A 21,957-nucleotide genomic window follows, 5' to 3' on the forward strand; every position below is an offset into this window, starting at 1 on the left:
ACCCCTTAAAACCAGCTAGTATCGCCGTTGAGTTGCTTTTTCACCTGCTCAAGCGCAGACACATTGTTGATCGCAGCCATAACGATCAGCGCTAGCGCGACAGTCATTAGCATCGTTTTATGCTCTTTTTTCATACATCCTCGGTTTTTATATCAGGCGTATCGCCGTGTTTATTAACAAACCGAAACATGCGGGATAAATTGACAAAGAGATAGGCGGGTTAACCTATAGGTTGAACGGGTAACCTATAGGTTAAAATTGACTTGTCGCGGCTTTTTTTACCCCTGTTACACAATGAAGTGCCCCGCGTTCCGCGTTGCCGATACCGTCACTAATTAAGATATATTCGGCAATGGGTTTGCCTATCCGTTGCTTATTCATCTTTGCGGAAACTAATGACGCCACTTCATCGACGAGCAACGAGCGACGATCAGCGACCCACTTTGCATCATTGGTCGAGTTCATTGCTCCCACCCACCATGTGCTAGATTGGTCAGTGACGGTTTTGGGTACTTCTTGCCCTTTTTGAAATACGCTATGCACCACCAAACCAAATTGACGCCCGCCGCGCAGCAGCTCCCCCGCACGACCTTTTAATTTTCCCGATGTTTCCGCGCAAGATGCCAATTCTTCAATAATGGTGTGCAATGCGGGGGCATTTCCATTGCCCAAAGCCCACACAACAGAGGCGAAAAATTCCAATTCTTCAGAGGTTGCCCCCGACCTGGGCACATACGCCAATTTAAAAGGCGCTCCCTTTCGGCGCATCTGGGCCAGTGCTTTTAAAAACATGGCGCGTGACGATGTCGAATGACACATTTGCCCTTGAAACTTTTGTTCCGCATAGTTTCGATAAGGATCAAAAAACACCGCTTGCGCCCCCTTTGGAACAAGACCCATTAATTTCACGGCGGAGGTTTTCCCGCCGCCAGTGCCCGCCAAATATATAACGTGTTGCGCGTCTAATGCGGGATTGGAGTTAATAGGGTTAGGCAGCGACGGCAGCGAGGCTTTTTTCATTCTCTCTTTCCCATTTCTCTTGTTTCAACTCGACTAAATGCTGTTTTGAACCAAACACCAAACCAACGACGGCAAACACGAGCGTTGCCTCATGGACATAACCGCCAAACAGCTTCATTAATTCGCCGTCATTTTTATCTAGTACGGGCTGCGCAGCCTCAATCACGGCTGTTTTTCCCTGCTCATCAAAGCGAAATCTAACGCCCGCTAGTTGGCTCGTCACTTGCTCAACGAATGTAAAAGCCACATCTAGAAGCCCTCCAACAGCATCGCTACTGATTGCGCCCTCTTTGGGCTTGTCAGCTTCTATTGTTTCAATAGGCTTGGTTTCTTCATTTTTTAACTCATCAATGAACGGATCGAAATTACCCCACGGATCGCCGCTGTTAATGTCGGTTTGTTCAGTTTCATCCTGTTGCATGATTTACGCCCTCACTGTCGGCTTGTTCGGTTTCGGTTACTTTCGGTTTCTTAAACAGCATCGACAAGGCCAATACGATAAACAACAAACCGCCCGCAATGGCGAGTAACCGCCTTTTGTCGGTTGGGCGCTTTACTGGTTTGGTTTCGTCTAGCTGTGTTACTGGTTTTTGTTCGGTTTCAAATGCGGTTGATTCGGTTAACGGTTCGGTTAATAGTTCGGTTTCAATCGTTACACTTTCAGCGCTTTCAACCAATAACGGCGGGCTTTTCAGCGGTTTCACGTCTGCTTTTGATTCCGCTATATTTGCCTCAATGAATTGATGTATTTTTTTACTGATCGCACTGTTGCCGCATTCTGGGCAACGGTAATACATCAAACCCAAATTACGGCTATTTTTCGGCGGCTCACCTGTCGCGATAAGTTGCCCCTCACCGCATTGGTGGGCGGTTGCCGTTGATGCGCAAACAGGGCACGACAAGTGCCCTTTTACTGGATTTTCAAATTTTGGCATTGGTATCATCTTCATCAATGATGGTTAAAAGCTGCGCTCTGTCCGTTTCAATTCGACCACGAAGTTTTTGACGCGCAACGCCATTAAGCTTGTCTAGCTGCTCGATTTTCTCAAACAAATTAGCGGGCAAGCCCAACGCCTCAAGCGAAAAACTCCCTGTCATCATCATTGGCGCCACACGCTTGATCACATCTTTTGTATCAATGTTTTTCAGTTGGTCTACTTCCCGTTTGACTGAATTTGTGAGCATTTCTGCCGCATCCAGCGCGGCAATGTCGCGGTCACAATTTTCTAGTGATAGTGATTTCATTACTCACCCTTTCGATAAAATACGTTTGCACTGATATTGCACATAGTTAATGGCGCACCGTCTTTTACAAGCGTGTGCGCTTCCCCTTCACTAATTCGATAGAATCCGTGGTTTTCTAGGTGTTCATCAAAATAAGGTTGCTGAATATCAGGCGCAAAAAAACACACCTGTACTTTCCCTAACATGACGGTTTTATAAGGCCGCGCCTCTTCTCTTAGCTCAATTGCAATGGTCATTTAACTAAATCCTCATCGTCTGATTGCATGTATTCACGCAGTTCGCGCAACTCTTTTCTTACTTGTTTTAGCTCTGAATTGACGCCCTTAACCCACACGAGCAACAAGCGAAACGGCGACAACATACTCGCTAAATCATTTCGCGTTTTTGCTTGCCCAACTGCGCCGTCGATTTCATTCGTGATCTGCTCTAGTTTGCTTTTCGCCATAACTGTTTAGCTCCAGAAGTTCGGGAGTCCATCCCGTTTCATTTAACCAATCGATTCGAGACTCATGGATCAATTGGTTTTCGGTAAACCGTTCCGAAATATCACCGTATTTCGCTTTAATCTCTTGCCGCAGTGCCTCACATTCTTCTATGTCGTGACTGTTCATTACCCACCCACGATGCCCCACGGCCCATACTAGGAAACGGTCTAATTTTTCCTTAGCTCCATCACCGTCAAAATGCACTAGCGGGTGGTCTTTACTCACCATGCGCCCGCAATCATTTAATTTTTTGTCGGTCGCCTTCATCAACTCATCACAAGCCGATAAACGACTTTTTAATTTTCCGATGCGGCGTTCTATTTCGGATTCGGTGAGTTTTGTGGACTTACGGGTGATTTGAAGGGCTTTGGCACTGCCCGCAATTTTCTTTTTGGTCTTGCTGCGCAACTTCATAATGGGCATTCGCCATTTATCTAGTCTGTTGCGATATTCCGCGATAATTGCGCCCATGCAATCGGCATCAAAGGACGCTAAACATTCAAACGCGGGGGCGCGGCTGCACTGCGCAATCCCGTACCGGTTACCCCTGATTAATCCTTGCTCGCCGTTGTCACCTTTTGCCGCATAGCCCACCGCTTTAATGATGTAGCTCCCAGCGGCGCGGCTGTATTTCATGCGTTGAAGGTTGGCGAAACCATGCCCCCAAAGTGACTCAAGACGGGAGGCCCACGACCGAAATAATGGTTTATCAACTTTCCAATTCAATAAAACGTGAACGTGCGGGTTGGGTTCGCCGTCTTCATTAACCGGACACTCAGCGACCCATATGTAATGAAAATCACCTGTTTGCGGTTCGATGGTTTGCGTTTGATCGCCAATTGGACAAAAGGCGCGGCCTGACTCGGGATCATTCTCAGTTGAATAGTGATTGTGTGACCCTCTTTGATACATTTTTTTGGCACCATCGAGAAATCTGGAAACTTCACGGCCCACTGTGGTTTCTGGGGTTTCTTCATCCCCAGCAAAAAGCCTAGCGCGGCTTGCCGAGTCAAACGTCAGGGTTAAAAACGTCGTAAATCCGCCGTGCAGCGTGGCAACATAAGCTGCGCTTTCGAAAATTTTTCTAACGGCTTTTTGAGTCAGGTTTTCAGTGAGTCGAGCGCCCGACATTGGCGCAGGGGCATCTTGGGGGCGTGGCTGAACGAAAATACCAGCGCGATATTTTCCCGACCACGATTGGTGCAATATCCGGAAACTGCGCCCGCGTTCTGATAATTGATGCTTTCGATAGTGCTTGTAAGCGTCGTGGTGCGTCTCGGGCGGTTGGTCTGCAAAACTGAGGCCGATGGTTCCGCCGTTGGCTTTGTGTTGAAGGTGCTTAGCCTGATTTGCAATCAGGGTACGCCTTTCGTCTTCTTTCGACGGTGTCGGACTTTTGCACCCTTTGACAAGCCTAGTCTTTCCGTCGCTTTGCTCCGCCGCTGCGCGGGCTAGTTTGGTGGTTTCCATCGTTAGGCCGAAGCGATCACAATGAAGTGAATGCGCACGGCGTAACTTTGCGTTTTCATCATCAAACCATGATTGATGTGTTTCACCTTTGGGCGGAACACTTAAACGCTTAGATAAAACATCGCCGGAAACTAAAGTTCCGGCGATGAATCGAATGTCTTTAATGGTCAAAGTATCAGGGGCTTTCGCCCCTTCTACCATGACGCGTGGGGTGTCTGGGTTTAAGGCGTCCAACAGCGTAACCCCATGATTTGTATTTTCATTAGGGCAAATCTTGTTGCAGTCAAAACGCTTTCAGCAAAATCTATTGATCCTGTATCGCCGCTTTTAATGGCGATATCTAAATCAAGTTTGTTTGTGTTTAATTCGTTGTTGAGTAATAGAGCGGCCTCGCCAAGCGCGTTAGCTTCCGAAAAATATAGAGCTGACTTAATCATGCGCCCACACCTCGTGCTAACAGCGCACGTTTGGCGGCGATTTGAAAGCGGCGGCTGTATCGAAGGTCAGGACAACCAAACTTGCGATCAGGGTCTTTTTTAAGCCCCAAGTCAGCGCGAATTTTATCGATCCATTTTTGATGGTCTGTTTCGTGGTTCATATCTGCATCCCCATGCGATTAATGTCTCAGGGAAAGCGTATATCAACCGTTTGGCAGTATTCAACCGCGTGGCACTATGGCGATGATCATTTTGTCGCGCTAGAATTAACAAACTGAGCAATACAAGAGGGGATGGCATGAGTTACGTTACTGAGCTAATGGACAACGTTAAAGCAGCATGCAAACTGCCTTCCGACTATGCCCTAGCAAAAAAACTAGACGTTACCCCCGCCGCTGTATCAAAATGGCGTTTACACCGCTCATTTCCCGACTGGGACTCAGTTTTTAAGATGGCGGATTTGCTCCAACTCGACGATCAAAATGTCGTGTGCAAAATGCTAGAAGAAAAGAACGAAAACCCCCGCGTAATCAATGCCTTACGACAAGCCGAAGCTTCCTAAAAAACAGTTACCAGTTTATACATAATGCGCACTATGATTGTTGGAACTCTTTAGTAGTGTCATATCTGAGCCCATTAGAAATGTCATGCTCAACTAAGCCTTGGATCTTTTTCTCAGCAGAGTTTTGAGATGCGGCAGATATTTTAGGACTGAATGAGCGCCAGGTTCAACGATTGATGAATCGGCATCATGCTCGAAATAACCAGTTGCCTACCAATCTCGGTAAATTGGTTTTGAAGTTAGTTCGAGAAATATATTTGGACTTCTCCCCAACATTGGCAAAAGAGAAATTCAACAACCTACATCAATTATTAGTGACTGGTTTGGCTTAGTTTCTTTGAGGCTTGGTCGTCTCGCTGTCCGAAGAGTCAAAACCACAATCATTCGCCATAAATTGAAGTACTACAGAGCTTACACTGGGGTGGCTCTTTATGTAGCTTTTGATCTTGGATGTCCTGTTTTTAAATTTTCTCGCATGTTGTCTGATTCTTTAACGAACAACGCGTAGAGCGCACTATACTCCTTCAAAATATCGATCAGTTCGTTTAGGTCTTGTGGATCGCTAGGCGTAACAACATAAAGGTTACCTGATTTAACGCCATGAATATTTAATGAAGCATCCCAGAAAAATTCATATTTTGACAGCTTTTCCATAAGATCACTCAAACAGCCTAGCTTTGCTCCATCAAGTTCTACTTCATAACAATATGCCCAATTGAAAGTATTTAATTGGACATCCTCATTGTGTTGTTCACCGTCTTTATTCTCATAGGTTATTATGTAGTGGCCTTTTTCGGGAAGCGACGTATCTACTCTGGGATACTGTATAGCGCGGGAAAGCTCAAAGGATGAGCTAATATTTGTTCTCAATTCGACAACATCAGAATGCAAAGACATTGAAAGGATAGTAATAGCGACGCCTGATTTTAGCCAACGTTGTAATTCTATTTTACTATTAAAATGGTTAGTCCTAGCCATTAAAACCCCATTTGAACTTAAAAGCCCCTTTTAGAACGGGCTTTCGTAACCAAAGATTTTCACCCCCTAAAGGCGAGCTTATAGACTTCACAAAGCTTTAACCCGCACCGACACATCCACTCCCCGACTGTCTACTTGCTCAATCTCCTGCCAACCCAATTTTGCGTATAAGCCGCCGTCGAGTTGTTCGGTTTGAAGATGCAGTTGCTTCACACCTAAATGACGCGCCGAGGTGACGATTTGTTGAACCAAAGCACTGGCGATGTGTTGTCCGCGATATGGAGCATCAACATATACGCCCCCTATCCAATGTTCTTTATCTGGGTAGATACTCATTTCATGAAAGCGTAAGTGTGCAGCGCCAACGGGTGTTGTTCCATCCATGGCGATAACCAGGAGCGGAATTTTATCGATGTTTAAGTAGTCGCCGAGTTTTTGTGTGAAGTCTTCAAGCGACGCATTAGCAAGCGTGCCCCACTCGTTAAAGTACCAATTGGCGAGCGTTGGGATGAGTTCGGGTTTGTCTGCGAGAAAGACAAATTCTATGGGTTTAGTCATTTGCCACCGTCCAAGTCAGCGAGTTGGCGCTTGGATTTGATCCAAGAATACAGGCCATAGAAAATACCGCCGAGCGGCCAAATGATGATGGAAGTAGAAAGTGCCGCAATGAAACTTTGCTCTGTAAGCAGAGAGTTGATTAACGCATAGATAAACGCTGTCGGTAACCCCCAAAGCAACAAACCGAAAACGACGACATGCTTTGGGAGCCCCATTGCGATTTTTCTTTCAAGCTTTTCCCTATCTTGATGATTGGCCATGGCTACTTTTCTATTGATGCAAAAGACATTTATGCCTTGTGATGTTCCTCGTGAATAGTGGCTGCCACTATGGTTGCGAGTTCGGTCACAGACATTGAGGTGCTGTCGATTTCGAGGTCATATTGCAGGTGCAATGGCGATGTGGCGAATCCGTGTCTGACTTCGTCGATGGTGCGATCTTCACGCGAGCGTGTGCGACGTTCTAGCTCTGCCAATTCACAGTTCACGCCAACATAGAATCGTTCATGTTGCTCAAATGCCAGATCCATTTGCAGCGCACGGGTTGGCGTGGAAATCACGGCGTCAAAGATGACGCTGTTACCGGCTGTGACCAGGGCATCGACACACGCGAACGCCCCTTTCATCAAGGCATCAACGTCGACCGATTGCCAATCATTTTCTTGATTGCATCGCGTTAACACTGACGAAGGTAACGCATAAACCAGCGTGTCGATGGAGATGTATAACCAATTTTCTGGGAGTAACGTTTCTTGTAAAGCTTTCGAGAGCGTTGTTTTCCCCGCCCCAGATGGACCATCAAGTACAATAAGATTTGGGCGCATAGAATAGACTCGTTATTATGTTTTTAGTTGTATATATGATTTGCTCCTAACTGTTTATTTGAAAGAAATTACGCTTTAATCGCCGAAAAAGTGCGACTCATATCCATAATGTTTCACATGTGAGTCACTATTTGTGTGACTCAGGTCACTTTGTAGATTGGTATTCTTGGTAGGCATTGGCGGTGTTATCACCACAGTGATTATGTCGAAACGGCCAGTAAATAAAGAGAGTTTTTAAGGAATTATTTCAATCAAACATATAAGTTATAGTGCATTAAGAGGGTGTGTGTTTATAACCAATAAGTCTTATTTTGTTCATTGCTGGTAAACAATACAGGCAGATCACCTATATCCGCAGCGTCAATATCGACAATTGGTTTTGCGGTGACAATGTACCTTAATGGGCCGTTGAATGTAATAGAATCAAATGGATAACAGGTCACTAAGGTTAGCCTATTATCGGATGTGTTCTCTACCCATTGAACTTCTGACTCATGAGCAATGGCGACATTTGAAACTCGGTAGGTTCTTTGTAACCCTTCCTGAGTTTCTAGCTGTAACTCATCTCCTATTTTCGTTTGTGCCAACGATGAAAAGTGCGTGTCGTTGTGCCCGAAAATCACCACGTTACCCTTTTCATGCGGACGAGCCGTATTCATTTGTAACGTTGGACCGAACGCTAAGTTTCGCGCATTGGCACCGGCGAGCACCCATAAAGGCTCGTCTCCATTCATCGCTAAGGTCGCTGCAGGAAACGTATCCGCCCACGGCCATGGTGCTTGATTCTTCCCTGTCTCTTGCTGATTATCCCATGCATGAACAATAAGGAACTGTGCCAAATGTGCTTTCGCTTTAATGTACAAACCATTCGCCATCAGGATGCTGCCGCATAGAAATACGCTAGCAAGCATCAGTTTCCATAGGTTATTCGGCCAGATCCGAGCAAGAATAGTGTTCATCCTTATACTCCTACGTCATCGAATTGATGATTCGTGTTTCGACGCAACGGTGAAAGCAGCATCACCACCAAGCTTGCTAACATCATCAATACGCCCCCCCATAGAAGTACATCACTCCCAAGCCCACTTTGTAGCATCACGCCATTGTTTTTGGGTAAATGAGGGCGCACTTGGTGCGCTTTTGCTTTTTGCTCTAACGGGCGGCTTGGCGTTTTATCTATCGCCACCAGAGACGTGTGCTTGGTCACGATGTGATGAGTCAGCCCAAGATCGGTAATTTGATCTTCTTTTTCTTCTGCGCTAAGCAATGGGTTCAATGAAAGGCTTTCGATTTGTTGACGCGCCCACAACACGTTAAGGCCAGAGGCTTTAGCGTCTTCGTTTTTAGGGAGATCGATTTGGTATTCCCACGAATCTTGGTTGAGCAGTCCGTGCAAGTTCAGCGTTTCTGCTCCCTCGGGGATTTTGAATGCTTGAACAAGCGGCTGGGTTTGATACAAATCCGGGATAGGATTTGGCCAAGCATCAACCGGGCTTTCATCCTGCCATGTTATCGCGATATCTTGCATGATGGGTGCAGATAGCTTCTCAAATAGTGGCTTTAGCGCACTTTTCACTTCGGTGATATTACTGATAAACGTGTAAGTGCCCTTTCCACTGATGGCAGCTCGCTGCATCAAAGCGCTGTTTGGTGCAGAACCAATCCCTACGGTAAACAAGCGACGACTACCCAAATCTTGTTGAATGTAGCCATAAAGTTCATCTTCATTACCAATAGCACCGTCTGTGATGAACACCAGTTGATTAATGTGCTCTGGCATGGGTTCGGAGGCAAAAGCTAGCCCTAGCGCGGGGAGCATTTCCGTGCCGCCGTCGGCTTCGATCCCTTTAACCACTCGTGTCACCTTGGCAATGTTGGTGCTCGTTGCTTGTAACGGACTTGGCGATAGCACTTCTGCACTTTCATTGAAGACAATCAGATTAAAATAGTCTGACGGTTCCAAGGTATTCAGCGCATAAACAACAGCTTGTTTGGCTTGCTCCATCGATTCACCGTACATGGAGCCAGATACGTCCAAGATAAGGGTGATGTTCTGCGGCAATGTATTCACGTGTTGAGATTGCGGTGGCATTGCCATTAACAGCCCGTAGCGCTGACCTCTGTCTTCTTGCACAAACATGGCTGCAACAGGCATCGCCGTTGCCTTTGGTCTCCAAGTAAGAACGAAATCCTGATTGGCTATCTGCATGTCACTCAACGAGACAAAATAGCGGCTTTCCGATTGCTTATCGATGTTAAGCGAAGCGTTAGGACTATGAACACCTTCAATAGGCAGCCCCATATTGATGTCAGCATCCAATGTAAAATCAATGGCATCTTCTAGCATGGGGTCTCGATACTCTGTCGTGATTTCATTGGCATCTGACACTTGTTTGGTTGCTACCGCCCAACCATTTTGTAGCTCAGCCAACGGTTCTTGATTAACGCTACGCTCATCCGTTGCTGCTTCAAGTTGTGTTGCGTTTTCAGGTAAGCCTGGAATATAACGTTGAGTGAACGTGGTGGGAAAACGCAAGCTGAACTCGCCATCTTCGTAATGCACGGTTTCTTGATATTCGATTTCCACCACAATGGTTTCATTGGGGGCAATGTTGGCCACGTGCGTAGAAAACAAGTTAGTACGATGCTGCTCGATCAATGACGCTTTCTTGCCTTCGATTGCCGCTTGATTAAATGTTTTCCTCGCGTCTTGTTTCTTTTGGATTTCACCTTCAATGATGCGCTCGCCTACGCGAATGATAAGGTGGTCCACCGCTGCGTTTTGCGGCAAAGGAAAAAGGTATCGGGCGTGAACCCAATCGTCAGTCGGATTGGTGAAGTGCTGTTCTACTTTCACTCGATTCACCAATCCATTTATCACCATACTGGCATTGGTGGCGAGCTGTGGCGCTTGCGTCCACATTGAAGCCTCTGAACCTTCCATTTGTATATACAGACCACCTTCTTCTTCATTGGCAAGCACGACGCTTGGAAGAAGCAATATAAACAGCGCAGTCAGAAGCCAGTCAGAAAGTGGCGCTCTAAAGGTTAGCCTTGATAGTTTTACGGATAGCATCGCTGTGTCCTCACTCTTTTTGATAGACACAATTACATCAAATCAATCTGTCACTCACGGGGTGACATTCAGGCAAATAAAGACCAAATGTGGCAATATTGTGGCAATACAAACCTTAAAGTTATAGTGCTTTAACCCATATAAATATGAGTAAATAACTGAGCTACCGAGGTCTAAAGCATGGGTGGGAAACGAGCAAGAGTATTGATGAGAAGTGGCTGTCTTTATTCACCTTTCTATCAGTTCTATTCAAACTTAAAGGTATTTCCCCGAGAATTTTCTAACCCATGTGCTTCATTAGTCACTTGGTTGAAAAATAAGAGTAATTTACATGCCAGTCTTAACGACCAGTTCGGTATATCCCGTGTCAGCATCAAACTCTCGAGCAAATTGGTAAGACGGGAATACCAGAAGGCACACTTCGGCGGTGTGACTCACGATGGTGCCATCAAGCAAGTGTCCGCCCCATGCTCGCCCTTCTTCATCAGCCACTGAAATGTGCAGGTGAAGATGCTCAGGCGTTAATGTGCCAGACAATGACAGTATTTCGAAGCAAGCGTTCTTTTGGAAAACGGTAGTACTGTCTGCGAGGCGCATATTGAGAGACGATAAACAACCAACAACGGAAACAACGCATCCGGCTTGAATCTGATTAGCTTTAACGGCATCGAAGATGGATTGTTTTAAGTCAGCCCCTCGCGTTAATCGGAATGCGATGGGCTGAACGGATGATGACAGGATCACTTGAAAGACTTGTGAGGAAAAATGTTGCGAATGCGCTGCTGCACTTTGGAATCAATACCCTTTGAGAAAACCAACTTGGCAGGCTTGAAGCGATTACGGTAAACCTTCACCGTGCCATCAATCGGGGTTCGCTTGTTGATTTCAGTACAATCATGCAAGAAACCCTGAGGGATTTTACCTTTGGTTTTAACTAAGGTGCCGTTTTTGAACGAAATGAGAATGATTGGGCGGTCAATGGCGATAAACACAAACAACGCGATAAAACTACCCGCCAGAAAGTACTCCATGGATGTCACCTTACATATCTAACAAACTGCTTAAATCTTTCTTCAACGCATCCACTTTCTTGTTTGCGTTTTGTGACCGGTTTGCCTCTCCGATCAAATACTCAATGGTATCTGATAATGTGGCATCAAGTTCTTGCGCCTTGATTGACAGCTTTTCCCACACGCGGAAATCCAAGTCGATAGACTTTTTACGGGTATGTTCTTGTTCTGCATTGAAATGGCGCTTTCGCTTCGCGCGGATAGCTTGCTTGAGCTTGATATCAAGCTCTGGAGACATATGCTCACCAATCCATTCAATGACTTTGGTTGGCTCATGTTCGAGTGCAAGAAGCGATTTAACTGCTGCGTCGACTTCGCTGGTATCCACATAACGGGACACATTGAAGCCTTCTTTATGCTTCTTGACCAGATAGCTCCATTTCCATCCAGCTTCTAGATTTTCAAGTTGTTGATATTTCATATTTTTAATTATTTATTGTTGAGAGCGAAAATTATGTGAAATACAGTGACAGCGTAACAGTAGATTACTTTTTAATCAAATACTGCGTCGGTTATCTTATTGATATTTTCGTCGGCTAGCTCACAAAGTCAGCGAAGGACTACCCTAAACTTCGATTTAGTTTCTCGAATCATGACAAGCGCTTATCTTCGCTACTTTGCCGAGTGTTATTCATCTATAATGCCTCCATCGCAAACCCCCAAAGGTAGAAACCCAGACGTATGCAAGAAGTTACCTGGCAGTCCGTTGTTCCTCAGTTCTCTCACGTAGAGCAGCACATAGAAAACTATGCTTCGCTAGACGCCATTGCGCCCAGCGCCCTACAACCTCGACTGAAAGACAGCATTCAACGAACTGTTCACGAGTCGCGTTTCCCTCGCCTTTTGCTCGTCACTGCGCCTGATGTTCACGACTACTTTACCTTGGTAGAGAAAATGGTTGTTGACCACCTACCTCGCCCTGATATGCCCGTTGTTTTGGCAGAGAATTTTAATGAAACTCAACTGTTTGGCGCAGTTTATCCTAACCAGCAAGATGTGACAACGTCACATACTGTACGAGGTCTTCTTCATCAAGCCAACGGCGGTGTGCTGGTTATCTCGCTAACAGGTATCATTAGCCAACCTAATATTTGGAATCGCCTTAAGAGCGTTATCTCGACGAATACGCTTCATTGGCACTGTGCGAAAGCTGACACCTACTGCGATCTGCCCGCCCCTGAAGACGTTTCAGTGAGTGTGATCGTGATTGGTGACCGAAGCCTGATGGCTGATTTTGAATCTGGTGAGCCTGAATTGCACGGAATCAGCAGCTATTGCGAATACGAGCAAGATTTCCACGTTAATGCCGACAACATTGATGATTACTTGTCCGTGGTTAAAGGCTTTCAGCAGCAATTCGATGTGAAACCGCTAACCAATGGCGCAGTAAAGCGCTTCATGCAAGCCGGTGCGCGTTTTGCGGAAGATCAGGATCGTCTGCCTCTTTGCCCATTGTGGATTCAAACCATTTTGAGAGAAGCGGATTACCAATCGAACGAAGATGTGATTTCTGAATCCGATCTCGATGCGGCTATCTCTGCCAAATACTTCCGCGAATCCTATCTGCCCCTTCGCGCTGTTGATGACATCCATAAAGGTCAGGTCTTTATTGATACTGAAGGCGAACACATCGGTCAGGTCAACGGTTTAACCGTGATTGAAATGCCAGGCCATCCAATGGCTTATGGTGAACCTGCCCGCATTTCATGTGTGGTTCACTTTGGCGATGGCGACATTGCCGATGTTGAGCGCAAAGCAGAATTGGGCGGTAATATTCACGCGAAAGGCATGATGATCATGCAAGCCTTTGTTAGCGCCGCTTTGGATTTAGACGAGCCTTTGCCTTATTCGGCGTCGATTGTATTTGAGCAATCTTATTGCGAAGTCGACGGCGACAGCGCATCACTCGCCGAATTGTGTGCTTTTGTCAGTGCCCTTGCTCAGCAACCTATCAATCAAAGTATTGCGATCACCGGTGCTGTTGACCAATTTGGTCGCGTACAAGCGGTTGGCGGGATCAATGAGAAGATTGAAGGCTTCTACCACATCTGTGAGCACCGTGGCTTATCTGGCGAGCAAGGCGTTATCTTACCGATGACAAACCTTAACGCTCTGTGCCTCAGCAAAGACGTTACCGAAGCAATCCGTGATGGCAAGTTCCATATTTGGGCAGTCGAAAATGTCGAAGAAGCTTTCCCTCTTATCACCGGCATGCCATTTAGCGGCGAAGAAGGCGATGAAGAAACGGAAACCTTGTTGGATAAAATCGCGTTAAGAATCGATATGTTCCATCATGGTGAGCATCGTCACATATCACTAATTAATAGGTTAAAAAACTTATTCACCAAACACTGATCAGAGTTGTCTAGCGTACACGTGTACGCTAAAGTGCCTTTAACTTATTTAGGAGCTATGTAACGCCAATGAAACCGAACTCTTATGACCGTAATGACCTGATTGCCTCTAGCCAAGGTGAACTTTTTGGCCCTGGACGTCCTCAACTTCCAGCACCAAACATGCTGATGATGGATCGCATCTCAAACATCACCGACGAAGGTGGTGATTTTGGCAAAGGCTTCATCGTTGCGGAATTGGACATTACACCAAACCTTTGGTTCTTCGATTGCCACTTCCCTGGTGACCCAGTGATGCCAGGTTGTTTAGGTCTTGATGCTATGTGGCAACTCGTAGGCTTCTTCCTTGGTTGGATGGATGGCGAAGGTAAAGGCCGTGCACTAGGTGTAGGTGAAGTGAAGTTCACTGGTCAAATTCTGCCGACAGCTAAAAAAGTGACTTACGAAATTCAAATGAAGCGTGTTATCAACCGTAAATTGGTGATGGGCGTTGCAGATGGTCGCGTACTCGTAGATGGTAAAGAAATCTATGTCGCAAAAGATTTGAAAGTAGGTCTATTCAAAGACACCTCTTCTTTCTAATCTCCTTGCCATAATCGTCTTAAACCGCCCTCGTGGCGGTTTTTTTGTATCATCCAACCTCCCTTTCATTTTGCTACCGTTCATCTCACACGGTGTCTTATAGCCCTCGAAACAGGGACTCCCTCTACATGGTTAGGTATACCCATGATACTTTTTTCACAATGCCATTCAATTTAATTAGTTATAGTGCGTTAAGGGTTTAAATAAAAGCCCCGATAACGGGGCTGTCAAATGTGCATTAAAAGAAAAGTATTATTTCATCGACGACGCTTTTGTATCTCTGCCATCACGCCAACCTCCTAGCCATTGGCTGCGTGCGTCCGTGGCTTGATAAGGACATGTCTCAGAGGATCGACCGCTTACACCAGCTTGGTAGCCTTTCGCTTGTGCTCGCTCTAAACGATCTCGCTTCTGTCTTTTCATATTTCCGCCCTCTTATCCTTCGATAAACGATTCTTTACGGTACGGCTTCACTAACGTTACTCATTTGTGAATCGCACCATTTAAGAGTCAGGCATGGTCAATAAATAATCAAGTATGAACTAGCTCATCCAACAAAAATTTGTGAGGATGAGCCAAAAACAAACATTACTTTCTTTTTCTGAAAACGCCGCCTAAGCCAAGAAGAACAAGGCCTAGCACACCGATACTACCGCCGCTACGGGTGATAACGTTTTCTTCAACTGGACGAGGAGTAATATCGCCACCAGGCAAACGTGTCAATTTCACAGCCACCAGCTCTTCTTCGCTGTCACAAAGTGCATTTTGTGCCGTTGAACTATAGCCACCAGCACAATAGAACGCTGACGCTGCTATGTTGCCATTGTCTGCAATATCAAACGCTTCAGCGATACGGAAGTCATTGGCACCACCAGATCCATTGGTCAGATCATCAAGTAGCCAACCACGTTTTCCGTCAAAATCTGCACTTGCTGTGCCATGCGCATAAATATAACCACGCTGGCGACGCTCTCTATCTCGTGAACTCTCGATGTCGACTTTACCCACCAATTCACTATCGGTGTTTAATGCTGCGGCTGTCGCGTTATAGCCACTGAAGAACAATGAACTCTGCATAGTACCAAGTAAGGTTGTTTCTCCATCTTGGCTTATGAAGATGTTCTCTGAAAATGAACCACTATTTGAATTTATATACTTCGCCACACCAACAATCACACCAGCACTGTTGGTGCCAGTAGCCATGCTATAGCTGAAACGCTCACGTTGGTCTTCAAACCCTTTAATAGGTTCTATCTCCCAGCACTTTTCTACCGAAACACCATTTTTCAAATCACTAATACAGTTTGAAAACTCAGGTACAGGTATGAACTGAACCGCTCTCGCATAGAAGCGATTGTCGTCATAAGTAGAATAACCCACCAAATATGGCTTATTAGTGTCACCCCCTAGTAAAGCTGCGCTAAGGACACTTGCTTGAGCCGTGTCATCATCATGACCCGAAGTACCACTTGGGAAGTCACTAACAACCGTTACTGCGTTAATTGCGGTTGTTGGTTCGGCCGTGGTTAGCCATACTGCAGCTTGATTGGCAAATTGAACGTACTGACAAGCTCTATCTGCGTAGTCAACCGTATTTTGGCAGCTGAGCAAACTAGAAAGGGTTGCCGTTGCACCTTCAGGAACTTTTTCTGATTCACCTAGATCAGCCATATTGGCAACTGACGCTGAACCATAAGTGATGGTGACGCCTGCAGCCTCAATTAAACCATTCGCATTAGTTTGACCAATCGTTGGGATAACACCCGTCGCTGAAGCTGGAGGTAGTAGTTCAGCGTCATTGACAAAACCACGGCGAACAAATGCACGGGCATTGTATAAACCTGCATCATAGTATGGGCTGCTAGATGCACCTACAGGGGAGCCTGCATCAGTTAACGAGTTAACAACAACATTTGTGGAATCTGCATTAGGCATTCCTGAAGGAGCAGCACCAGAAACACCATCGCCAAATGGATTTACCGGGCTTCCAACAGTTGCCATACTGTTACTCGAGAAACCATCGGACCAAGCCTCAATTTCTTCTTTTAAACCGCCAACACATACACCAGCGTCAAAATCTGTGCTGTCGCAAACCTCACCTAGATCTTTCAATCCATACCATTTTTCAGCAGACCATGTATTGCATGTGCTGTAGCCAAGGTATCTGTCACAATAGAGATCTAAGTCATCACGACTATTGATAAAATGCTCTACATCTACCATGTAAGGTAGTTCTTCTGAATAGTTGAGCCCCACAGGGCCTTTCAACACTTCAACAGCAATTGTATTACCATCAGGAGAAATGGCTGTTGCCGCAGCGGTTTGACTTGCCGACGCATTGTCTACACGCTCGACAGAATACAGCGCTGCGTTTGCTGTAAGTGGTAAACCAGCCATCGCAAGTGCGACAGCTGAAAGTTTGAATTTGTTGAACTGCATTACTATTCCTTCTGCATCTCTTCGAGTTCTTCCCAACGCTCAAATGCCGTATCCAATTCAGCTTCAACCTCACTCAGTCGTTGCAAGATTGGTTGAGTCTCCTCGGGGCTTTTCTGGAAGAACGCAGGATCGTTCACCGATTCCTGTAACTGCGATATTTCATTTTCCAAGTTTTCAAGAAGTTGTGGAAGTGCTTCTAACTCTCTTTGCAACTTGTAAGACAGTTTTTTGGCGACTTTAACGCTTTCAGCTTGTTTTTTAGGCGCTTCTTCTTTTGAAATCTCTTTCTTGGTTTGAGGTTTATCGGCACCAATCGTTTGACGATAGTTTTCACGTTGCTGCATCGCATCATGATAACCACCCACAAACTTGTGAATGACACCCTCACCTTCAAACACCCAGCTATGCGTTACGGTGTTATCAACAAACTGACGATCGTGACTCACCAACAACAATGTACCCTGATAGTTGGCAAGCAATTCTTCCAAAAGTTCCAACGTTTCGATATCCAAATCGTTGGTTGGTTCATCGAGAACCAATAAGTTACATGGTTTAAGGAATATTCGCGCAAGCAGAAGACGGTTTTTCTCTCCGCCCGATAGCGCTTTTACTGGCGTACGCGCACGACGTGGGTGGAATAGGAAGTCTTGAAGGTAACCCAGTACGTGACGCTTACGTCCACCTACTTCAACTTCCATCTTGCCTTCCGCTAAGTTATCGACCACGGTTTTCTCTGGGTCGAGTTTCTCACGGTATTGGTCAAAATAAGCCACTTCGAGCTTAGTGCCGACATGGAACTTGCCAGTTTCGGAAGTCAGATTACCCAACATCAGTTTCAGCAAGGTACTTTTGCCACAACCATTAGGACCAATCAGCGCAATACGATCACCACGCATCACATTAAAGCTAAAGTCTTCAATTAAGTTCTTACCATCGAACTTAAAGCTGATGTCTTTCGCTTCAAATACAATTTTGCCGGACTTAACTGCTTCATCAACCATGATATTGGCATTACCCAACACTTCAACGCGCTCTGAACGTTCACGGCGAAGCTGTTTAAGGGCACGCACACGGCCTTCGTTACGCGTACGACGGGCTTTAATCCCCTGTCTAATCCACGTTTCTTCTTGGGCAAGTTTCTTATCAAACTCGGCGTTCTGATCAGCCTCTACGCGAAGAGCTTCTTCTTTACCTTCGAGATACTTTTCGTAATCGCCAGGCCATGAAGATAACTGACCACGGTCCAAGTCAACGATGCGCGTTGCCATAGAACGAATGAACGCACGGTCGTGCGAGATAAAGATAATCGAGCCTTTAAAGTCTTTGAGGAAGTTCTCTAGCCACAAGATAGTTGCAACGTCTAGGTGGTTAGTCGGTTCATCCAGAAGCAGAACATCAGGTTCACACACGAGCGCACGTGCTAGTGCAGCTTTACGCTGCCAACCACCTGACAATTCAGAGAGTTTCTTCGAACCATCCAGCTTTAGGGCATCTAGTACCATGGTTAGTTGGTTTTCGAAATGCCAAGCGCCGCTATGATCAAGTTGATCCTGCACTCTCGCTAATCGGTTGATGTTCTTCTCACTAGGGTCCGTTTCCATCAGACCGAGCAATTCGTGGTACTGCTTCAGTAGCGCCCCGGCTTCTGCCAAACCTTCAGAAACGTAGTCGACGACCGTTCCCTCCGCGTCGCGCGGAGGATCTTGCTCTAAACGAGAAACTTTCAAATCTTGTTGACGATTAATACTGCCGTCATCAAGTTGCACCGTACCGTGAATGACTTTCATTAAAGTCGATTTACCGGCGCCATTTCGACCGACGAGACACACGCGCTCATTAGGCTGCAATACGAATTCTGCGTGATCGAGTAAAGGATTGTCGCCATAAGCGAGCTGAGCGTTGGTGATGTTAATCAATGCCATGTTTAACTAACCATGTTGTTAAAGCGAAAGAATCAAAAGGCCAGTTCAGTTCTTCAATGACTGAACCGTCTTTGGTTTGAAATGAGATAACAGGAATAGTGACGCCGTAACGAGAAAACAGCGTGTCATCAAACGCAATGTCTATAACGTTCAAAGCAGCGGTTTTACCCGCTGCTTGATACAAAGCCATTGCCTCTTCACAAAGGTGACACCCTTCCGTGCTATAGAGGACTAAGGCCATTAACCTTCCTTGTGTGTAATAATCCAGCAGTTATGGATCTGCTTGTTACGTTCAAAATCCAACGGAATTGAACGATGCGTAATATTCTGCGCAGACAGACCAAGTTCGCTAAGTGCTTCAAGGTCCATCTTAAAGTTACGTTTATTGTTCGAGAACACGATCTCGCCGCCCTGACGTAATAGACGCTTAAGGTCAGACATCAGTTTGATGTGGTCACGCTGTACATCGAAGTTATCTTCCATTCGCTTAGAGTTCGAGAACGTCGGCGGATCGATGAAGATAAGATCATATTGGTTTTGCTCGCTCTCCAGCCATTTCAGGCAATCCGCATGAATGTAGTGATGTTGACGGCCCACTTTGCCATTCAACTTCATGTTACGTTCAGCCCAAGCAAGGTATGTCTTCGACATATCGACAGTCGTGGTTGATTTAGCCCCACCCACTGCAGCATGAACAGTCGCTGTACCTGTGTAAGCAAACAAGTTAAGGAAGTCTCTACCTTGTGCTTTCTCGCCAAGCATCTTGCGCGTATAGCGGTGATCGAGGAACAAACCGGTATCAAGGTAGTCTTGAAGGTTCACTTCCAGCGTGACGTTGTATTCAGTCACTTCGATGAAGCGCTTAGCTTCTCCCAGTTTCTGATACTGGTTCGTGCCTTTTTGCTTTTCACGTGTTTTCAAAATCACGTTATTCGCATTCACACCCGTTACAGCGATCGTTGCGCGAACCGTATCCATCAAACGGCGACGAGCCGTTTCTTCTGGAATGGTTTTAGGTGGCGCATATTCCTGAATCACAATGCTGTCGTTGTAGCGATCGATAGCCACGTTATAGTCAGGCAAATCGGAATCATATAGGCGGTAGCATTGAACACCCTGCTGTTTCGCCCACTTTTCCAACTTTTTAAGATTCTTGCGAAGACGGTTTGAAAACTCAGGCGCAACGTCTGGCTGGTTAACAACGCCTTCTGGTGACACTGTCACCTCACCACGTGCCGTGATTTGATAGGTTTTCATTTCACAATCAAGTGCGCCGTTACGCAGCTTGTAGGTGCTCTCAGCACGCATACGAATGCAGCTAAGTAACTCGTTAGAACCTGAATAGATAGATGCCACAGATCCTTTAAATTGCGTTTTAAGCTGTACACCCAATTGTTGATACAAAGCAATCAGCCCCGGAGTTGTCCCCAAGCGCTCACCGTATGGTGGGTTACAGATGATATGCCCTTCACCGAACCCTTCAGGGTTTTGCAAAGTACTCGCATCAGCTTCTTCAAATTGGATAAGACTACCAACACCCGCGCGGTTTGCGTTCGCTTTTGCCGTTTCAAGCACGCGACGGTCATTATCAAAGCCAAAGAAGCGTGTTTCACATTTCGCTGGGCCTTTCTTTGATAGGAAGGTCACTTCTGCGTGCACTTCCATCCACTCTTCACGATTGAATGATTTCAGTGATTCAAAGCCCCAACGCTTGCGCTTTAGGCCTGGTGCAACTTGAGCAGCAATCATAGCGGCTTCAATCAGCAGAGTTCCTGAACCACACATTGGGTCTAGTAGCGGTTTCTCTGGCGTCCAGCCACTTTTCATCACAAGCGCTGCAGCATTGGTTTCGCGCAGTGGTGCTGCACCTGCTTCAGTGCGGTAACCACGCTGATGCAAGCCGCTACCGACCATGTCGATACCAAGCAAGCCGTCTTCTCGAGATAAGCGCATGTGGATACGCAGATCAGGTTGCTCACGGTCGATACTTGGACGCTCGCGGTCTGCTTTGATGAAGCGATCGACAATGGCGTCTTTCACTTTCAACGCGCCATATTGGCTGTTACGGATTTCACGGTTTGTACCGTTGAAGTCGACAGCAATGCGCTTCTTCTCACTAAAGTATTCTGGCCAGTTAATGGCAGTAGCACCCAGATACAGGTCCATGTCATCACGTACAATGAACTCGCTTAGCACGAGAATGAAGCGTGATGCAGTGCGGCTCCATAGACAGCACTTGTAGAGGGTCTTCTCATCCGCTTTGAAGCGTACGCCCGCATTAACCGCTTTAACGCTGCTTGCGCCAAATTGTTCGAGTTCTTCTGCAAGCAGGTTTTCGAGTCCGCGAGAGGTGATAGCTAAATATTGATTCATGGAAATGTATTCTGAGGGATTTTGCGCGGGATTATACCTGATTTCGTGACGTAGCGCTCTATCCGGCAGGCATTTCTTTTCTTACTGATTTGGCGCTTTTACAGGGACAAAAAGCGTCTTCAGGATAAAGCGTGCTTTAACACATCCAATACCGTATTTCTGGTTATACACACTAAACCCTGCCCATAAAAACTGTTTCCACAAGGAAACACTGGCACGTAAGCCCCGCAGTGAAAGAAGTGGACAGCTAACTGTGCGATTTCACCACTCTATCCCAACAAATTTTGAACAATTAGTAAGCACACACTTATCCACATACCCTTTAAATATAAAGACCACTTACCGGTGTCATTACATCAAATTACCGTCATTGTTTCCCATCGGGAAGCCAATTTACATACTATAATCTGGTATATACCAGCCGTGTTATTTGGTGTAAATCCGCTTGTAAATGAGGAAGTCCTAGTCTGTTTGTTTCCATTTCTATTCGGTTTTTGACTATTTAATATGCAACTCGGCCAGAAATTTCCTGCGTATTGATAACGATTACGTGACAGAGATCA

27 protein-coding genes are annotated in these 21,957 nt (G+C 46.0%); 3 read left to right on the forward strand and 24 right to left on the reverse strand.

Annotation, left to right across the window (positions count from 1 at the left end; all coding sequences use genetic code 11):
* Positions 1-5 precede the first annotated feature (5 nt).
* The 10 genes from Q365_RS27360 to Q365_RS26840 form a co-directional block, all read right to left on the reverse strand.
* On the reverse strand, positions 6-134 hold the full coding sequence (locus tag Q365_RS27360; protein ID WP_028025584.1) for a hypothetical protein: 129 nt from the start codon (positions 132-134) through the stop codon (positions 6-8).
* Between the two features lie 118 nt (positions 135-252).
* Positions 253-1,020: a hypothetical protein gene (locus Q365_RS0123100; protein WP_028025585.1), complete on the reverse strand. Its 768-nt coding sequence runs from the start codon at positions 1,018-1,020 to the stop codon at positions 253-255.
* The gene (locus Q365_RS0123105) at positions 989-1,441 is read right to left on the reverse strand and encodes a hypothetical protein (RefSeq protein ID WP_028025586.1); all 453 of its coding nucleotides are present in this window, start codon (positions 1,439-1,441) and stop codon (positions 989-991) included. Before Q365_RS0123105 ends, Q365_RS0123100 begins: the two co-directional genes overlap by 32 nt.
* Positions 1,428-1,955, reverse strand: coding sequence for a hypothetical protein (locus Q365_RS27080; protein WP_028025587.1), 528 nt, complete (start codon positions 1,953-1,955; stop codon positions 1,428-1,430). The genes Q365_RS0123105 and Q365_RS27080 overlap by 14 nt, the downstream gene beginning before the upstream one ends.
* Positions 1,942-2,265 (reverse strand): hypothetical protein, encoded by a 324-nt coding sequence (locus tag Q365_RS0123115; protein ID WP_028025588.1) that lies wholly within the window; start codon positions 2,263-2,265, stop codon positions 1,942-1,944. Before Q365_RS0123115 ends, Q365_RS27080 begins: the two co-directional genes overlap by 14 nt.
* Entirely contained in the window at positions 2,265-2,501 is a 237-nt protein-coding gene (locus Q365_RS0123120) for a hypothetical protein (RefSeq protein ID WP_028025589.1), read from the reverse strand. Before Q365_RS0123120 ends, Q365_RS0123115 begins: the two co-directional genes overlap by 1 nt.
* Positions 2,498-2,710, reverse strand: a complete 213-nt coding sequence (locus Q365_RS0123125) for a hypothetical protein (protein WP_028025590.1) — start codon at positions 2,708-2,710, stop codon at positions 2,498-2,500. Before Q365_RS0123125 ends, Q365_RS0123120 begins: the two co-directional genes overlap by 4 nt.
* The gene (locus tag Q365_RS26005) at positions 2,676-4,391 is read right to left on the reverse strand and encodes a rolling circle replication-associated protein (RefSeq protein WP_155859044.1); all 1,716 of its coding nucleotides are present in this window, start codon (positions 4,389-4,391) and stop codon (positions 2,676-2,678) included. Before Q365_RS26005 ends, Q365_RS0123125 begins: the two co-directional genes overlap by 35 nt.
* A 50-nt stretch (positions 4,392-4,441) precedes the next feature.
* Positions 4,442-4,657 (reverse strand): hypothetical protein, encoded by a 216-nt coding sequence (locus Q365_RS0123135; RefSeq protein WP_028025591.1) that lies wholly within the window; start codon positions 4,655-4,657, stop codon positions 4,442-4,444.
* Positions 4,654-4,818, reverse strand: coding sequence for a hypothetical protein (locus Q365_RS26840; RefSeq protein WP_155859045.1), 165 nt, complete (start codon positions 4,816-4,818; stop codon positions 4,654-4,656). The genes Q365_RS0123135 and Q365_RS26840 overlap by 4 nt, the downstream gene beginning before the upstream one ends.
* A gap of 137 nt (positions 4,819-4,955) precedes the next feature.
* Here Q365_RS26840 and Q365_RS0123145 point away from each other — a divergent pair, with 137 nt between their 5' ends.
* Positions 4,956-5,219, forward strand: a complete 264-nt coding sequence (locus Q365_RS0123145) for a helix-turn-helix domain-containing protein (protein ID WP_028025592.1) — start codon at positions 4,956-4,958, stop codon at positions 5,217-5,219.
* 429 nt (positions 5,220-5,648) lie between these two features.
* Here Q365_RS0123145 and Q365_RS0123150 read toward each other — a convergent pair whose 3' ends face one another.
* The 9 genes from Q365_RS0123150 to matP form a co-directional block, all read right to left on the reverse strand.
* The gene (locus Q365_RS0123150) at positions 5,649-6,197 is read right to left on the reverse strand and encodes a hypothetical protein (protein ID WP_028025593.1); all 549 of its coding nucleotides are present in this window, start codon (positions 6,195-6,197) and stop codon (positions 5,649-5,651) included.
* Positions 6,198-6,284: 87 nt separating this feature from the next.
* Entirely contained in the window at positions 6,285-6,755 is a 471-nt protein-coding gene (locus Q365_RS0123155) for a GNAT family N-acetyltransferase (RefSeq protein ID WP_245621601.1), read from the reverse strand.
* On the reverse strand, positions 6,752-7,015 hold the full coding sequence (locus Q365_RS26010) for a hypothetical protein (RefSeq protein ID WP_035025625.1): 264 nt from the start codon (positions 7,013-7,015) through the stop codon (positions 6,752-6,754). Before Q365_RS26010 ends, Q365_RS0123155 begins: the two co-directional genes overlap by 4 nt.
* A 29-nt stretch (positions 7,016-7,044) precedes the next feature.
* The gene (locus tag Q365_RS0123165) at positions 7,045-7,578 is read right to left on the reverse strand and encodes a phosphotransferase-like protein (RefSeq protein WP_028025595.1); all 534 of its coding nucleotides are present in this window, start codon (positions 7,576-7,578) and stop codon (positions 7,045-7,047) included.
* Positions 7,579-7,868: 290 nt separating this feature from the next.
* Positions 7,869-8,537, reverse strand: coding sequence for a class GN sortase (locus Q365_RS0123170; RefSeq protein ID WP_035025629.1), 669 nt, complete (start codon positions 8,535-8,537; stop codon positions 7,869-7,871).
* Between the two features lie 2 nt (positions 8,538-8,539).
* Complete coding sequence (locus Q365_RS0123175) at positions 8,540-10,654, reverse strand: marine proteobacterial sortase target protein (RefSeq protein ID WP_028025597.1); 2,115 nt, start codon at positions 10,652-10,654, stop codon at positions 8,540-8,542.
* Between the two features lie 327 nt (positions 10,655-10,981).
* The gene (locus Q365_RS0123180) at positions 10,982-11,392 is read right to left on the reverse strand and encodes a PPC domain-containing DNA-binding protein (RefSeq protein ID WP_028025598.1); all 411 of its coding nucleotides are present in this window, start codon (positions 11,390-11,392) and stop codon (positions 10,982-10,984) included.
* A 2-nt stretch (positions 11,393-11,394) separates the two neighbouring features.
* Entirely contained in the window at positions 11,395-11,685 is a 291-nt protein-coding gene (locus Q365_RS0123185; RefSeq protein ID WP_028025599.1) for a DUF3634 family protein, read from the reverse strand.
* A 10-nt stretch (positions 11,686-11,695) separates the two neighbouring features.
* Positions 11,696-12,145, reverse strand: coding sequence for a macrodomain Ter protein MatP (gene matP / locus Q365_RS0123190; protein ID WP_028025600.1), 450 nt, complete (start codon positions 12,143-12,145; stop codon positions 11,696-11,698).
* Positions 12,146-12,405: 260 nt separating this feature from the next.
* On the opposite strand from matP, the gene Q365_RS0123195 reads away from it, so the two are divergent.
* Positions 12,406-14,079, forward strand: a complete 1,674-nt coding sequence (locus Q365_RS0123195; protein WP_028025601.1) for an AAA family ATPase — start codon at positions 12,406-12,408, stop codon at positions 14,077-14,079.
* Positions 14,080-14,147: 68 nt separating this feature from the next.
* Entirely contained in the window at positions 14,148-14,660 is a 513-nt protein-coding gene (fabA, locus tag Q365_RS0123200) for a bifunctional 3-hydroxydecanoyl-ACP dehydratase/trans-2-decenoyl-ACP isomerase (protein WP_028025602.1), read from the forward strand.
* 252 nt (positions 14,661-14,912) lie between these two features.
* Here fabA and rmf read toward each other — a convergent pair whose 3' ends face one another.
* The 5 genes from rmf to rlmKL form a co-directional block, all read right to left on the reverse strand.
* Positions 14,913-15,083 carry a ribosome modulation factor gene (gene rmf, locus Q365_RS0123205; RefSeq protein WP_028025603.1) on the reverse strand — a complete coding sequence of 57 codons (171 nt, stop codon included), beginning with the start codon at positions 15,081-15,083 and terminating at the stop codon, positions 14,913-14,915.
* A 165-nt stretch (positions 15,084-15,248) separates the two neighbouring features.
* Positions 15,249-17,099 carry a DUF3466 family protein gene (locus tag Q365_RS0123210; RefSeq protein WP_028025604.1) on the reverse strand — a complete coding sequence of 617 codons (1,851 nt, stop codon included), beginning with the start codon at positions 17,097-17,099 and terminating at the stop codon, positions 15,249-15,251.
* A gap of 2 nt (positions 17,100-17,101) precedes the next feature.
* Entirely contained in the window at positions 17,102-19,021 is a 1,920-nt protein-coding gene (gene uup, locus Q365_RS0123215) for an ATP-binding cassette ATPase Uup (RefSeq protein WP_028025605.1), read from the reverse strand.
* Complete coding sequence (locus tag Q365_RS0123220) at positions 19,008-19,262, reverse strand: glutaredoxin family protein (protein ID WP_028025606.1); 255 nt, start codon at positions 19,260-19,262, stop codon at positions 19,008-19,010. The genes uup and Q365_RS0123220 overlap by 14 nt, the downstream gene beginning before the upstream one ends.
* On the reverse strand, positions 19,262-21,394 hold the full coding sequence (gene rlmKL / locus Q365_RS0123225; RefSeq protein WP_028025607.1) for a bifunctional 23S rRNA (guanine(2069)-N(7))-methyltransferase RlmK/23S rRNA (guanine(2445)-N(2))-methyltransferase RlmL: 2,133 nt from the start codon (positions 21,392-21,394) through the stop codon (positions 19,262-19,264). Before rlmKL ends, Q365_RS0123220 begins: the two co-directional genes overlap by 1 nt.
* Between the last annotated feature and the right edge of the window lie 563 nt (positions 21,395-21,957).

It is taken from the genome of Enterovibrio calviensis DSM 14347, from assembly GCF_000621165.1.
Lineage (GTDB): Bacteria > Pseudomonadota > Gammaproteobacteria > Enterobacterales > Vibrionaceae > Enterovibrio > Enterovibrio calviensis.

Excerpts from the sequence above, each read along its gene's own strand:
- Q365_RS0123220 (WP_028025606.1), bottom strand. The coding sequence starts at position 19,262 with ATGGCCTTAGTCCTCTATAGCACGGAAGGGTGTCACCTTTGTGAAGAG.
- Q365_RS0123120 (WP_028025589.1), bottom strand. The coding sequence starts at position 2,501 with ATGACCATTGCAATTGAGCTAAGAGAAGAGGCGCGGCCTTATAAAACC.
- Q365_RS0123145 (WP_028025592.1), top strand. The coding sequence starts at position 4,956 with ATGAGTTACGTTACTGAGCTAATGGACAACGTTAAAGCAGCATGCAAA.
- uup (WP_028025605.1), bottom strand. The coding sequence starts at position 19,021 with ATGGCATTGATTAACATCACCAACGCTCAGCTCGCTTATGGCGACAAT.
- rlmKL (WP_028025607.1), bottom strand. The coding sequence starts at position 21,394 with ATGAATCAATATTTAGCTATCACCTCTCGCGGACTCGAAAACCTGCTT.
- Q365_RS0123115 (WP_028025588.1), bottom strand. The coding sequence starts at position 2,265 with ATGAAATCACTATCACTAGAAAATTGTGACCGCGACATTGCCGCGCTG.
- Q365_RS0123100 (WP_028025585.1), bottom strand. The coding sequence starts at position 1,020 with ATGAAAAAAGCCTCGCTGCCGTCGCTGCCTAACCCTATTAACTCCAAT.
- matP (WP_028025600.1), bottom strand. The coding sequence starts at position 12,145 with ATGAAATATCAACAACTTGAAAATCTAGAAGCTGGATGGAAATGGAGC.
- Q365_RS26840 (WP_155859045.1), bottom strand. The coding sequence starts at position 4,818 with ATGAACCACGAAACAGACCATCAAAAATGGATCGATAAAATTCGCGCT.
- Q365_RS0123185 (WP_028025599.1), bottom strand. The coding sequence starts at position 11,685 with ATGGAGTACTTTCTGGCGGGTAGTTTTATCGCGTTGTTTGTGTTTATC.
- fabA (WP_028025602.1), top strand. The coding sequence starts at position 14,148 with ATGAAACCGAACTCTTATGACCGTAATGACCTGATTGCCTCTAGCCAA.
- Q365_RS0123155 (WP_245621601.1), bottom strand. The coding sequence starts at position 6,755 with ATGACTAAACCCATAGAATTTGTCTTTCTCGCAGACAAACCCGAACTC.
- Q365_RS0123210 (WP_028025604.1), bottom strand. The coding sequence starts at position 17,099 with ATGCAGTTCAACAAATTCAAACTTTCAGCTGTCGCACTTGCGATGGCT.
- Q365_RS27080 (WP_028025587.1), bottom strand. The coding sequence starts at position 1,955 with ATGCCAAAATTTGAAAATCCAGTAAAAGGGCACTTGTCGTGCCCTGTT.
- Q365_RS0123175 (WP_028025597.1), bottom strand. The coding sequence starts at position 10,654 with ATGCTATCCGTAAAACTATCAAGGCTAACCTTTAGAGCGCCACTTTCT.
- Q365_RS26010 (WP_035025625.1), bottom strand. The coding sequence starts at position 7,015 with ATGGCCAATCATCAAGATAGGGAAAAGCTTGAAAGAAAAATCGCAATG.
- Q365_RS0123150 (WP_028025593.1), bottom strand. The coding sequence starts at position 6,197 with ATGGCTAGGACTAACCATTTTAATAGTAAAATAGAATTACAACGTTGG.
- Q365_RS0123170 (WP_035025629.1), bottom strand. The coding sequence starts at position 8,537 with ATGAACACTATTCTTGCTCGGATCTGGCCGAATAACCTATGGAAACTG.
- Q365_RS0123125 (WP_028025590.1), bottom strand. The coding sequence starts at position 2,710 with ATGGCGAAAAGCAAACTAGAGCAGATCACGAATGAAATCGACGGCGCA.
- Q365_RS0123105 (WP_028025586.1), bottom strand. The coding sequence starts at position 1,441 with ATGCAACAGGATGAAACTGAACAAACCGACATTAACAGCGGCGATCCG.
- Q365_RS27360 (WP_028025584.1), bottom strand. The coding sequence starts at position 134 with ATGAAAAAAGAGCATAAAACGATGCTAATGACTGTCGCGCTAGCGCTG.
- Q365_RS0123195 (WP_028025601.1), top strand. The coding sequence starts at position 12,406 with ATGCAAGAAGTTACCTGGCAGTCCGTTGTTCCTCAGTTCTCTCACGTA.
- Q365_RS0123135 (WP_028025591.1), bottom strand. The coding sequence starts at position 4,657 with ATGATTAAGTCAGCTCTATATTTTTCGGAAGCTAACGCGCTTGGCGAG.
- Q365_RS0123165 (WP_028025595.1), bottom strand. The coding sequence starts at position 7,578 with ATGCGCCCAAATCTTATTGTACTTGATGGTCCATCTGGGGCGGGGAAA.
- rmf (WP_028025603.1), bottom strand. The coding sequence starts at position 15,083 with ATGAAAAGACAGAAGCGAGATCGTTTAGAGCGAGCACAAGCGAAAGGC.